Origin of the sequence: Flavobacterium chungangense LMG 26729, assembly GCF_000735715.2 — a bacterium.
GTDB classification, from domain to species: Bacteria; Bacteroidota; Bacteroidia; order Flavobacteriales; family Flavobacteriaceae; genus Flavobacterium; species Flavobacterium chungangense.
Genome location: NZ_JASY01000004.1, coordinates 247842 through 261453 on the forward strand (window position 1 = coordinate 247842; position 13612 = coordinate 261453).

The following is a 13612-nucleotide window of genomic DNA, read 5'->3' on the forward strand; positions in this document are numbered from 1 at the left end:
CCTCGGAATGATAAGTGGAACTTTTTTGGGTTGGAATTTGGGATTTAAAAAGATTGGAATTTAATTTACAATCCCAAATCGATAACATAAGAAATTTTAACGGCAATATTATCTTCGAATTTTGGTAATTGATTTGGTCCGTATCGGTAAAAACCGCCTAAACCAAAACCTTTGTAAATTTTGTTTAACTCAATCCCGGATTCAAAGAATCCTTTGTCCAGAGTTTTATAAGCTGGGCCAATATGCTGCTCAGGATTTTGCATATGTCCCCAGGCCATTCGGGTTACTAATACCAATGAGGGACGGACTTTTTTCATTATTTTAATTCGGTTGAAACCGTGTTTGACTTGAAAAAAGGCATACTGATTAGAGAAAAACTCATTAAAATACATGGTTTCAAAACTGTTTCTTCCTGAAAAAGTAATACGCTGAATAATCGTTTCTTTATTAAGATTGTTTGGCATAGTGTTGTACAAATGGGTTATAGGTACATCGCCTGTAGCAAAGCCTCCCTGCAATAAAAAGCTGGTTTTCTGACCGTTCAGATATTTTTTTTCATATTCAGTTTTAAAATCTATTTTGCTGAATGTAAAATCATTATCTAAAACATTTGGCAAAGACTGTGTATATTGAAACGTAAATCTTGGAAATCGCTTTTCAGTTTCGTTTCTGCCTGTTGGTGTCTGCATAAAATCACTAAACGGTGCCCAAACTATCGAAAGCATTGTTGTGGTCATCACATAGCTTGAATATAATTTTCCGTTTAAATTAAAAAGATAATCAAATTTAGGTTCGATTTGATTTCTTGATATTTCTAAAACAGCTTCTGTTTTTGGAATAATTTTAGTTTGAAGATTAGTTTTCCAGCTAATATAATGATAGAAAGTACTAATGTTAATAGGGCGTGGATCATAAATTTTAAAAACACGTTTGTCAACGGCAAAAAGAGTGCTCGCAATTTCCCTGACATCATCAGTATAAGATCCGTTTAGCCAGGTATTAGTGTTTTTGTCCAATAAAACTCCAAAGCCCAAATTGTATTTAAAGTTTCCATCTTTTGTACCATAGGCTCCATAGCCTTCAATCCTGAAATATTTAGAAAAACGTTCGTTTGTAATGCCTCCAAGTCCAAGTCTGAAACCTTCATAGTTATTATAGCTGATGATTTTTTTCAAATCAAGATCAGCCGGTCCTATTGGATAAAAACCATTAATGATTTTCCGACCTATTCCTAAACGTTTTTCGATTCTGTTGCGAACAGACAGGCTGTCTAGTAATAAATAGGTTTTCTGACCTTTCAAATCAAGGCTTTCTTTTCGGTACTGGTTCCAGAAATCTTCTGTTTTTTTGCTGGCATCATCCTTAATTTCGATATAAAGTGATGGGTTATTTATTGGGGTAGTTGTATTGTAATGGATGTCGAAATTATTGCTTTCAGAAAGTAAATAAGTAAAATCTGAAGCACTTTTTTCTCTAATTTCAAAGCCTTCTTCTATATCTCCATCAAACTGGATAGTGCCGCCTAAAATTTTAATATCATCGTCATTTTTCCCTTTTACAATTTTAAAAGTAGTATTGCCCGGGAACCAGATTTTTTCTTCGGGCACATATTCAAATTCATGGACTCCGCTAATGTCGAGAACCCCTTTTATGCGCATGACTGCTTTTGCAATGGCATAATTTTCCTGATCAATATATAAAACACCTTCTAAGCCGGATGCTCTTCTTTTTTTCTTATTCTTAAAATAAACCATAAAGGTGTTTCGGCCCTGAATAGCAACAGTATCTAATAATTTATAATTGTAATCTTTTAAAGCATCATTAGAAATAGGATTATTGTATTTGGTTTCAAAAAGTTCATATTTAGCATCATAAATAGAAATTGACTGTAAATTGAAAGCAATAATTTCGTAAACAGGCTGCTTAAAACCTGCCATCTTTGTACCCAGAATGGTTTCTTTGAGTTTTTTGTTTCCGAATTGATATTGTGATAGTTTTTCTGTTTGAAACAAATGCTGTTTGCTTATAAGTTCTTTAAATTTATAGTCAGAAGAGTCAACATTAATTCTTTTTTTCTTTAAATCTTTATAAGCAGCAGAAGAGTCAATTCTACCCTTGATTGAGTCAGGATTTGCTGTTACAATCAGTTTGTTGTACGTTTTATACTCAAAACTATTTAATTTTTTTTGCGGGTTATTATTGTTTTTATTGCTAATAACCTTTCTTAAAATTGCTAATGCAGGATTCTCATTCGAAATAATAACTTCTTTGAGATTGTCTGTTCTTTGCTTAAGCGAAATTGGATAAAACTTTTTGTTGTCTGAAACGGTGATTACTTTCGTTTGATAACCAATATATGAAACAGTAAAAGAAGTAATTTTTACTTTAGAAGAAAGTATAAATTTTCCATCAACATCCGTAATCGTATTGTTATTGTCCGGAGTAGTAATAGTAGCAAACGGAAGAGGTTTGTTTTTAGAGTCGTTTACAATTCCGTTTATTTGAAATTGCGCATGTAGAGTCAGCGTAAAAAACAAAGTTAAAAAACAGAATAGCTTCATATAGTGTAATATGGATTCAAAACGATAAGAATGTATTTTTGGTATGCAAAAATAAGAATAAAAAAATCCGTCTGGTATAATTTTAACCAAACGGATTCTTAATTTTGTGACAAATAAGTTACACTTTCATGATTTCGGCTTCTTTTGCGGCCAATAATTCATCAATTTTTTTGATGTAAGCATTCGTTAAGTTCTGAACTTCTTCTTCTGCAGATTTGCAAATATCTTCAGAAGTTCCTTCTTTTTCTAATTTTTTAATGTCTGTGTTGGCATCTTTACGAACATTACGTACACCAATTTTAGCATCTTCGGCTTCAGCTTTTGCCTGTTTTGCCAATTCTCTACGGCGATCTTCTGTCAAAGGCGGAACACTGATTATAATAACATCCCCATTATTCATCGGATTGAAACCAATATTGGCAACCATAATTGCTTTTTCGATAACTTGCAGCATATTTTTTTCAAAAGGCTGCAGTGTGATTGTTCTTGCATCAGGAACACTGATTTTTGACACTTGAGAAAGAGGTGTTGCTGATCCGTAATAATCTACAAAAACACTTCCTAACATAGCTGGAGAAGCTTTTCCTGCACGGATATTAAGAAACTCTTTTTCTAAATGTGCAATAGAACCATTCATTGATTCTTCAGTACTTTCTAATATAAAATCTATTTCTTCACTCATTTTTTTAGATTTTTAGATTTTCAGACTTTTTGGGTTTTCAGATTTTTCTAAAAAAGCAATTATCTGATTATACTAACTAATATGATTTTTTATTTTTTGAATATTATAAGATTGTCGAAATAGATAGAAATCTAATAATCTAAATTCTAACAATCTAAGCTGTCTAAATATTTACTACAGTTCCGATGTTTTCGCCCTCGCAGATTTTTAATAAGTTTCCAATTTTGTTCATGTCAAAAACAACGATTGGTAGTTTATTTTCCTGGCTCAAAGTAAACGCAGTTGTGTCCATTACGTTTAATCCTTTTTTAAGGACATCATCAAACGAAATAAAATCAAATTTTACTGCCGAAGCATTTTTTTCAGGATCACAATCATAAACACCATCAACACGGGTTCCTTTTAGAATAACATCAGCATTAATTTCTATTCCTCTTAAAACAGCTGCTGTATCGGTAGTAAAATATGGGTTTCCGGTTCCGGCACCAAAAATTACGATTCTTCCTTTTTCAAGATGACGGTCGGCTCTTCTTTTGATGTAAGGTTCTGCGATAGACTCCATTTTTAAGGCAGTCTGCAGACGGGTTTTCATTCCTTTGTCTTCAAGTGCACCCTGTAAAGCCATTCCGTTGATAACAGTTGCCAGCATTCCCATATAATCACCTTGTACTCTATCCATACCGGCACTTGCTCCTGCAACTCCTCTAAAAATATTTCCACCTCCAATAACAATAGCAATTTCTACTCCCTTACTGTGAATTTGCTTAATTTCTTCGGCATATTCGGCTAATCTTTTAGGGTCAATTCCGTATTGTAAGTCTCCCATTAACGCTTCACCGCTTAGTTTTAGAAGAATTCTTTTATATTTCATGTGTGTTGCTTTTGTTTGTGCAAATATAGACATATTCTGTTTTTTAGAAATAATGTTTACAAAAATAATTTCTCTCTATATTTGAATGAAATTCTTTTATTTTTGTAAGAATTGTTTTTGTTTTTTTGATTTTAAATAACGAAGCAGATGATTCTTCCTTTTAAAAAATAAATAAATATAATAACTTAAAACTAAGCTAAAAATTATGATTTGTACACTTTATTCTCATCAGATTGGTTTTGATAAAATAGTTGAGGTACTCAGGAGCAGTTATCCCAAAGGTACTATTACAAGTGCCAGTCAGGATGGGTCTCAAATTGCTTCAATTGAAACTAAAGATGGTTTCTTTAGTTCCGGAAGCAAGCTAACAGTTCAATACAGAGAAAGAAAAGAACCATCTTATCAGCTGCCTGAAACTGATGATTCTCCTCTAACCGGAAATCTTAGAGGTTTATATGGATATGTAGATTCTTTAGACTCCAATAACGAAAAAGTAAAATCGTTATTTCTTCATAAAATTCAGACCTTGAATTCAGAGTTTTCAATTACTCAGCAAAAAGGGCAGACTAAGAATTTAAAAGAATTGCTTCAAAAGTTAGCCAAAGATTTTGAAGCTGTATTATTTGTACAGCCCAAAACAATAATCAGTCAATCTAATGAACAGCATTTTCTGGATGAAAATTTAAATCTAATTCTGGATATTAATGGAAATTGTGAAATTGAAGGTTTAGATGTAAAAATTAACAGCATTTATTATGACAAAGAGCTTGTAGAAATAACCGAATCTCAGAAGGAATGGAAAACAAACAGCGAAAAAATTCTGCGGGGAAAGCATATCAAAATAAATAATTATCTGCCTTATATAGAGCCGGAGGAAGGTGTTGTTCTCAGAACTCCAAAAGAAGTAGCAGTACGTGTTTGTGTTTTGGCGATGACCAATTTGGTGGCTTTTGATACTATCTCGAATCAAGAAGCGATCGAATATCTTCAGCATTATAATTTATGGGATTTTGTTACCCCAAATGAAAAAGACTTTTTAGCGAATCCGACGGAACAGAAAAAAAGTAATGAATCATGGAAATGTGAATTTATTTGGACTTTGATGTTCGCATTAAATAAAATTGAGGATTTAGGATTTCCTGATAAACTATGCAGTTTAAATGATATTCCGGCAGAGGAATACCCTGTAGCTCCGGATCGAGATCCGAATGATTTTATTAATTCTGTTTTTGAAACCAAAAGTAAATCAGAAATATTGGGACTAAACGATTTGTATTACAGATTAGACTGGGCGTGTGTGGATGCGAGGTTAAACGGAGAAGAGATGACTGCGATTCATCCGGGAGTGGTGTACGAACGGCACTATGCTTTAAACTGGCTGATAAATTATGGCGAAGCTGATTGGGATGATGTAACGTGTGATACCTAGAATTGTAATAACCGCTTTTAATTAAAAGTAAGAATTGTTAATGACTTTTGTTTAAGAGATTTATTCTCTTTATTATGACAAAAGTCATTATTTGGGCTTTATTAAATTGCTTAAATTTATCAGACCTAAAACAAAGAACATGAAAAGTATTGTAGCCAAAGCATTATTCCATAGTTATTCCTATGTTGAATATAGAAAATTAGTTACCGATTTATTATCAGAAGGGAAATCAACCGGAGATGAACAGTCTGAAAGTTTAAGGCATTATACTAGTTTGAATGAAGCCCGAATGAACCGTCTGGAGAAAACTATTAAAATTTCTGAAGAAGCGATTTCGAAATTGCAAAATTTGAACAACCACTACATTTGGCTGGTTATTTCTGAAGGTTGGTGTGGGGATGCTGCGCAAATACTTCCAATATTGAACAAAATGGTTTTGGCCTCGGATAAAAAAATTGACCTGAGAATTGTTTTAAGAGATGAAAATGACGAATTAATGAGTCATTACTTAACAAATGGGGGAAGGGCAATTCCAAAAGTTATTGTAATTTGTAAAGAAGCAGGAATTGTTCGTGCAGATTGGGGACCAAGACCAAAAGGAGCCGCAGAACTTATGACCAATTATAAAAAAGATTTTGGTGTTGTGGATGAGAAAATCAAAACAGATCTGCAATTATGGTATTTGGCAGACAAAGGAATGTCGGTTCAGGAAGAATTGGTTCAGATTATGGAAAACATAAAGTATGACCGGTTATGATTTTTATAAATAAATCTTTCAAATGCTTTGTTTTTGTATAAATCATTGAAAACAAGAATTTTAGTAATAAAAAATACCCAAAATACTTTTTTATTAATTTAATATTTTGTAGCTTAGTAATATAAATCCCACATCTATTATTTATTCTTTAATTTACTCTTTTTATTGGTGTTGATTTTAATATTAATTAATTAAAAATACGCTGTTATGAAAAAGTTATTTGAAAGATTTTACGATTTTTTTTCAAGATTTTTATTTGGAGGAAAAAATATACCTCATTATTAACTCTGTTAAGTATGAAATAATATTATTTTTTATCAAGAGCTGGCAAAGGCACATTACTACGGTCTTAATTTTGTAATGTGCTTTTTTATTTATTATAGTTTTAATCTTTCTTCAAACAAAGTGATATCAATAGCGTCTTTTACATCATAATCACCAATCTTTGTTCTGCGCAAAACGATCAAATGGGAACCTGATCTAAGGGCTTTTCCAAAATCAAAAGCTAATGACCGAATATAAGTTCCTTTGCTGCAAACTACCCTAAAGTCAATTTCAGGCAATTCAATTCTTGTAATCTCAAATTCATGAATTGTGGTTTTTCTACTGGCAATTTCGACAGTTTCTCCCGCACGTGCATGCTCATACAAGCGAACCCCATCTTTTTTAATGGCTGAAAAAATAGGTGGTTTTTGATCGATTTCACCTAAAAACTGTTTTACCGTTTCATTAATTAAATCCTGATCAATATGACCTGTTGGAAAAGTCTCATCGATTTCAGTTTCCAGATCATATGATGGAGTAGTGGCTCCAATGTAAAACGTTCCGGTATATTCTTTTGCCTGCCCCTGAAGTTCAGATATTTTTTTTGTGAATTTCCCTGTACAGATTAATAAAAGTCCTGTAGCTAAAGGATCTAAAGTTCCGGCATGACCAATTTTAAATTTCTTTGGAAGTCCAACTTTATTAATTAAAAGGTATTTTAATTTGTTAACAGCCTGAAAAGAACTCCATTTTAAAGGTTTATCAATCAGTAAGACTTGTCCGTTTAAATATTCTTCGGGTGTTTTCAAAATTATTTATTTAAGGAAAAATACGCCAATAAAAGTATTCCAGCCACAATTCTGTAATAACCCCATGGTTTAAAACCGTATTTTTTGATGATTCCAATGAAAGATTTTATAGCAATAATGGCTACTACAAATGCGATTACGTTTCCAATCAAAAATAATTTCAGATTGTCAGGGGATTGTGTCAATAATTCGTAACCTTTCAGTTGCGAAACTTCATAAGTTTTTAATAACAATGAATAGGTTGTAACTGCCAGCATTGTAGGAACGGCAAGAAAAAACGAAAATTCTGCAGCAGTCTGCCTGTCTAATCCTTGCTGCATTCCGCCAATTATAGAAGCGGCAGAACGGCTTGTTCCGGGCATCATGGCAAGGCACTGCCAAAAACCGATTGTTACGGCTTTTTTTATTGTAATATCTTCTTCATTAATAATAGTTGAATTTTTGAATTGATTATCAATAAAAAGCAATACAATTCCGCCCAGAATTAAAACAATAGCTATCGGAACAGGATTTCCTAAAACAGCATCAATTTTGTCATCAAATAATTTTCCTAAAATCAATGCAGGAATAACAGCACAAGCCAGCTTAACATAAAAATTGATTTTACTGAAGTCAAAAAATTTCTTCCAATATAAAACAACAACGGCCAAAATAGCCCCAAACTGAATAGAAACCTGAAACAATTTTACAAAATCATCTTCCTGTATTCCGAAAAAAGAACTTGTGAAAATCATGTGTGCTGTAGAAGAAACCGGCAAATATTCTGTTAATCCTTCAACTATTGCAATAAGAATCGCTTGTAATGTATTCATTAATTTAGATTTTTAGATTCTTAGACATCTTAGATTTTAGACTTTTTTTAAAGATTAATCGAATAATCTAAAGATCTACAGTCTAAGAAATCTAAAAAAAGTCTATTTAGATTTCTTAAAGATAGAATAAATCGTGATTCCAAAACCAATCAAAACAGTTGTTGGAGCTAAACGAATACGTCTGAAACTAAAAACATCTTCATTGAAAACATTTGGATCAGTACTTCCTCCACCAGACATTAAAAAAAATCCAAGTGCGATAACGCCAATTCCAATCAATAAAATTTTGTAATTGATGCCGTCAAAAAGAAATTCTTGTTTTTGAGGTTGTTCTTGTTCTTCTTTAATATTATTTTTCATTATTATCTTTTTGTCACCCTAAGCGAGGTTTAAGGTTTTTTTTTTATTAAATCTAAAATTAATAAAGATCGTCTGTTCTTAAATTCAGGAATCTTTGTGTAGCAAAATGTGTACTGACCCAGGTAATTAAAACGCCTAATCCAAAAACAGCTAATAGAACCAATCCTATTAAGGCTTTGTCTTCTAAAATTCCTAATCCCGGGAAATTAGTTTCAACATACATTAAAAGAGCAATCAGGGCAATGATAGCTAAACCAGCTCCCAACATTCCAAGTTTTACACTACGCACTACAAAAGGCTTACGAATAAAGGCTTTTGTCGCTCCAACCATTTGCATGGTTTTAATAATAAATCTATTTGAATGAATGGATAAACGCAAGGAACTGTTGATTAATAAAACCGCAATCACCGCAAGGAAACCGCTGATAATCAAAATCCACATACTTACTTTTTTGATATTGTCATTTACTAAGTTTACTAGTTGTTTGTCGTAAACAATATCTTCGATCATCGTGTTTTTACGCAAATCGCTTTCAATTCTTGTGATACTGTCTCTTTCAACATAATCTGCTTTTAAATGAATATCGTAAGAATTCAATAATGGGTTTTCTCCTAAAAAGGTCAGGAAATCTTCGCCAATGATATCTGTATGCTCTTTTGCCGCTTTTTCTTTGGTAACGTATACATACGATTTTGCAAAAGGAGCTCTTTTTAATTCGGTATCAAATGCCTTGGTAACACTATCTGTAGCTTCGTTTTTAAAGAAAACTGTCATGGCGATTTTTTCTTTAAAATCATTGGCCAGTTTTTTTGAATTAATAATGAATAATCCCAGTACTCCCAAAAGGAATAAAACCAAGAATACACTTAATACTACCGAAAAATAAGAGGAAATTAACCTGCGCTTTTGAAATTTATCAAAGTTAGAACTCATAGTCTGCTTAAATTATGTGGTAAAAATAATAAAGAATTTCTTTATATGAAGTTAATAACGAACTTTTATACCATAAATGTACAATTAGATATTGAAATAAACAGTATAAAAAGCTTTACAACTATGAGTCTTTGCAACTTTGAATCTTAAAAAAGCTATTTCACTTTGTAAACCTCAATACTTTTTAGCCAATAAACATGTCTTGGACCGGTTTTAATATCATTTTTACAAATCGCAATCATTTCACCATTTTTAATCGATTTGCCATTTTCTTCAAAAAGTATGAATGTGTTTTCTCCGGTTGGATTATTAAAAATTTCTGCCCATGAAAAAGTGGCTTTGTAATCATCAGAAGCTCTTGCTACGATATAAAAGTTTCTGTCTTTATTTCCGTTTTGTTTGATTTTGGCTTTTTCCAGAATATCTCTCAAAAGAACGCCTTTACAAGTTTTAATTTCTTTTTTGATTTCGCCGTTTTTACCCATTATTTTGAAATTATCAATTACAACTACTTTCATTTTTCTTAAAGAATCTACCGTCAATTGTAAAGGAAATTCAATATCACCTTTTATTTCAATTTCATGATTGATTAATTTTAGACTATCGTTTGCTGAAAGAGTTTTGTATTGGTGTTTTTCTGTTTTTGATGTCGTTTCTGTTGAAATAATTTCTTCGTTATCTTTTTTAGAAGAATTGCACATTGTAGATGAAAATGCAATTAGAAGAACGAGAATATAATTTAGAGTTTTCATATCAAGAAAGATTAATGTGAGTTTTTAAAAATTAAGTTTTACTTGTCTCCCAAACTAATGACAAATAGTACAATCCGCCAATAGAGGGTCCGCCAAGGATAGAAGTGTAAGGTTTGTTTAAAATATTAGTTCCGCCCAGTTTTGCTGAAATGCCTTTTTTGAAATTGTAATTTACCTGTGCATCCATAGTCCAGTAAGACGGTACGTTTCCGCTAACGAGGAAAGAAACATAATCAAAATTGTTTTGATAGCGTGCACTTACACTTGCGCCTAGATTTTTCCAGATGTTTTGGGCAATCAAAGTTCCGTTGATATTAAATTCCGGTGTGTTGAAACCATCTTCCAATCCATCTTTATCATCTGTGCGGTCTAGTTTGGTATAAGTTACATTGGTTAATGCGGTGAAAGTTTGATCAAATCGGTATTTTAAACCTAAGCTTCCGCCATAATTGTAAATTTTACTTTTAGAATTCGTCCACAAACGATAACGGTTTTGAGTTGTTCTTGAATATAATGAGGTCGGAATCAAACTTGGATCTGTTGTATTTGGAATACTGGCTTCTACCTGAGCGATGAAATTTTTATAAGAGTTATAATAGAAATCGGCATCAATGAAAAGGTTTTGGTTTAAAGCCATTCCTCGAAAACCAACTTCAAATGATTTTACAAATTCAGGTTCTAAATAGGTGTACGGATTTTTCTGAATCGTATTTTTATTCTTCTCAATAGCCTGCGCCTGAGTTAAACCAAGTGTATTCACATCGCTGTTTACCTGTGCCTGAAATTTATCGATTGAAGCTTTTGTATACGAATTCTCAAAAATACCGTCAGACATAATTCGTAAACCTCCAACACGTTTTACGCCACCCGAATTTACATTGGAAAATCCTTCAAAAATACTCGGAAAACGATAACCGTTTTGATACGAAGCTCTAAAGTTGAGTGTTTTTTTTGGAGAATAAACAGCCGTAAACTGCGGAGTGAATTTAGCATCAAAATAATCGGCTTTGTCCATTCTGATAGTTGCCCCCAAACGTAATTTGTCAGAAAAAAAGCCTTTGGTCAATTGAGTAAAGGCACCCGTTTTTTGATAGGTTAAATTCTCAGAATCGCTTTCGGGATTGATAAAATAATTCCCGTCCGGAACAATAATATAGTTTCTGTAATCGAAACCGCTTAAAAGTTTTGCATCTATTTTTTCTAAGAAAGAAGTAAAAGCTTTGTCCCAGTTAATTAATCCTTCCCCATGAACCAAAGTCGATTTTACACGAAGCGCCGCACCAATATCCCAATTGTTGATGTCTGTTAATTCATTTTTCTTTGCTTCATAAGCATCAGTTCCAGGTTCAAAGCGTCCATTGTCAGATGTTGTTCGGGCTATTTTATGAGCATCGGCAACAGTGGCACCATTTGTTACAGCGTTTTTATAAGCAGTGCTATAATCTGCAAACCATTGATTGTCTGATTTAAAAGCACGGTCCATATTTTCAGCCAATGATCGCATGTTGTATGAGTCGCCCGTATTCTCTGTTGTAGCATATGCTTTTACCTGAAAAACGGGTGTATGATAATCTGCTGAAAACTGATTTAAAGTATAATTGTCTAATTGAAACCGGTTCGATCGCTGGTAAACGGTATTGATAAGAGCGGTTTTATAAGTTAAAGCCAATTCATGCCCTTTTTTTGGGCGGAAAAATAACCCCAGATCTGCTTTGTAATTTTTAATTTCATAGTCAGAAATATCAGTTTCGCGATAGCCCGTTCTGGCGACAACATAATTTTTACCATTTAAGTTTAATGTTTTCCGGTTCGCCGATTCGTTTCCGTAACCGTTTACTTCGTCATATGCCGGATTATCAGCTCCGAATAAATTGGTTGAAGCATTTGCATTTGGAGCCAAATCGGTTCTGTCGTCGGCAACCCAATCCGTTCCGCCGGTTGTAGAAAGGTTTGCTTTAAAAGCCAATTTAGAACTTAAAGTTTTTGCAATTCTCAAATTAAACTGCGAATACACTTTTGGGGAAAACCGATCTGTATTCCCAACATGATTTACACCGGTTAATTGCTGAATACTGATTCCCTGATAGTCAAATGGATTTTTAGTTTGAATATTTGCTAAACCGTTGATCGCATTCATTCCATATAAAGCAGCTGCAGTTCCCGGAATAATTTCGATTTTATCAATATCAAGATCGTTCGCTCCTAAAGCATTGGCAATTGGCGCACCTAAATGTGGTGCCTGATTGTCGATTCCGTCCACTAACTGGGCAAATCTCACATTTGTAGTATTAGCAAAACCTCTTGTATTAATGACTTTAAAACCTAAACTTGGCGTAATAATCTGAACTCCTTTTACATTTTCGAGTGTTTCATAAATACTTGGTGATCCCATTATTTTGGCTTCCGCCGATTTTAACTGTTCGATACTTATTGGGGATCGCATTAAATTTTCTGAACGTCTTGAGGCTGTAATGACAATTTCGTTCAGGACTTCTTTTTTAATACTATCCTGATTTATTTTTGAATTTTCTGTCTGAGAAAAGCATTTAAGACTTATAAAAAACAGAAACAAGTATATTTTTATCTTCATAAAATACAAATTTTATTTCAGTATGTTTTTAAATGAATACTGAAAAATATTAAAACTGGTTTTGGTTATTTAATTTTTTTTAATCATTGTAAAATTGATTTAAACTTACTTCTTGCTAAATAATTGTCATCCTGAGCGGAGTCGAAGGCTGATGCCATAAATAGGCTTCGACTCCGCTCAGCCTGACACTAAATATTGCACTGGATTTAATTTTTTTTAAATGCACAATCATTATGTTTTAAAATGAATAGTGCTATTTAAATTTTTAAAATTTCAGGTTTTGAGTTTCTTTAATAGCAAAATCCTTAATTCGTTTTTCGACTTCGTAAAAAACAGTTATAGCTTTTTCACCGGCTTCAGTCAGTCGTGCGCCGCCGCCGCCTTTTCCGCCCAGTAATTTTTCGACCAAAGGAGATTCGGCACGCTTGTTCATTTCTTCAACCAGCTGCCAGGCCTGGCGATACGCCATTTTCATTTCTTTGGCAGCATTGGTAATTGAACCTGTTTTTTTTATGTTTTCAAGAAGCCAGATTTTCCCAATTCCCAGAAACGGACCTTCAGATTCTTCAATCCAAACCCGGACTTCGATATTGTATTTTTTATCTTCACTCATCGATGCAGATTTAAAAGAAACTTTTTTTGATAATCGATTATCTTAAATACGTATTTATGATTACAATGTTACGTATTTTTACTTAAACAAAATACGTATTTTGTTATTTTATTTGTTTGTCAGTGAAATAGCTTTGGTACAATGTGTAATAAATGTAAATTTGCGCCATAATTCATTA

The 13612-nt window shown here is 32.9% G+C and carries 12 protein-coding genes; 2 read left to right on the forward strand and 10 right to left on the reverse strand.

What is annotated here, in order from left to right:
- Positions 1-65 precede the first annotated feature (65 nt).
- The 3 genes from JE46_RS10375 to pyrH all read right to left on the reverse strand — a co-directional run bounded on the left by JE46_RS10375 (position 66) and on the right by pyrH (position 4114).
- Positions 66-2561, reverse strand: coding sequence for a DUF5686 family protein (locus tag JE46_RS10375; RefSeq protein WP_031455212.1), 2496 nt, complete (start codon positions 2559-2561; stop codon positions 66-68).
- Positions 2562-2679: 118 nt separating this feature from the next.
- Positions 2680-3243, reverse strand: a complete 564-nt coding sequence (gene frr, locus JE46_RS10380) for a ribosome recycling factor (protein ID WP_031455213.1) — start codon at positions 3241-3243, stop codon at positions 2680-2682.
- A gap of 163 nt (positions 3244-3406) precedes the next feature.
- A complete protein-coding gene (pyrH, locus tag JE46_RS10385; RefSeq protein ID WP_026983543.1) occupies positions 3407-4114 on the reverse strand; it encodes a UMP kinase in 708 nt (235 codons plus the stop codon).
- Between the two features lie 205 nt (positions 4115-4319).
- Here pyrH and JE46_RS10390 point away from each other — a divergent pair, with 205 nt between their 5' ends.
- Together JE46_RS10390 and JE46_RS10395 are read left to right on the forward strand one after the other, a co-directional pair.
- A complete protein-coding gene (locus JE46_RS10390; RefSeq protein WP_031455214.1) occupies positions 4320-5543 on the forward strand; it encodes a DUF4272 domain-containing protein in 1224 nt (407 codons plus the stop codon).
- 139 nt (positions 5544-5682) lie between these two features.
- Positions 5683-6300: a thioredoxin family protein gene (locus JE46_RS10395; RefSeq protein WP_031455215.1), complete on the forward strand. Its 618-nt coding sequence runs from the start codon at positions 5683-5685 to the stop codon at positions 6298-6300.
- Positions 6301-6677: 377 nt separating this feature from the next.
- On the opposite strand, the gene truB is transcribed toward JE46_RS10395, so the two are convergent.
- The 7 genes from truB to JE46_RS10430 all read right to left on the reverse strand — a co-directional run bounded on the left by truB (position 6678) and on the right by JE46_RS10430 (position 13434).
- A complete protein-coding gene (truB, locus tag JE46_RS10400; protein ID WP_167343430.1) occupies positions 6678-7376 on the reverse strand; it encodes a tRNA pseudouridine(55) synthase TruB in 699 nt (232 codons plus the stop codon).
- Complete coding sequence (locus tag JE46_RS10405; RefSeq protein ID WP_031455217.1) at positions 7376-8185, reverse strand: undecaprenyl-diphosphate phosphatase; 810 nt, start codon at positions 8183-8185, stop codon at positions 7376-7378. The genes truB and JE46_RS10405 overlap by 1 nt, the downstream gene beginning before the upstream one ends.
- A 102-nt stretch (positions 8186-8287) precedes the next feature.
- Positions 8288-8545 carry a DUF3098 domain-containing protein gene (locus JE46_RS10410; protein WP_031455218.1) on the reverse strand — a complete coding sequence of 86 codons (258 nt, stop codon included), beginning with the start codon at positions 8543-8545 and terminating at the stop codon, positions 8288-8290.
- A 58-nt stretch (positions 8546-8603) separates the two neighbouring features.
- Positions 8604-9479, reverse strand: coding sequence for a cell division protein FtsX (locus JE46_RS10415; RefSeq protein WP_031455219.1), 876 nt, complete (start codon positions 9477-9479; stop codon positions 8604-8606).
- Between the two features lie 155 nt (positions 9480-9634).
- The gene (locus JE46_RS10420) at positions 9635-10231 is read right to left on the reverse strand and encodes a molybdopterin-binding protein (RefSeq protein WP_031455220.1); all 597 of its coding nucleotides are present in this window, start codon (positions 10229-10231) and stop codon (positions 9635-9637) included.
- Positions 10232-10262: 31 nt separating this feature from the next.
- Positions 10263-12821 (reverse strand): TonB-dependent receptor, encoded by a 2559-nt coding sequence (locus tag JE46_RS10425; protein WP_031455221.1) that lies wholly within the window; start codon positions 12819-12821, stop codon positions 10263-10265.
- 265 nt (positions 12822-13086) lie between these two features.
- A complete protein-coding gene (locus tag JE46_RS10430) occupies positions 13087-13434 on the reverse strand; it encodes a winged helix-turn-helix domain-containing protein (RefSeq protein ID WP_031455222.1) in 348 nt (115 codons plus the stop codon).
- Between the last annotated feature and the right edge of the window lie 178 nt (positions 13435-13612).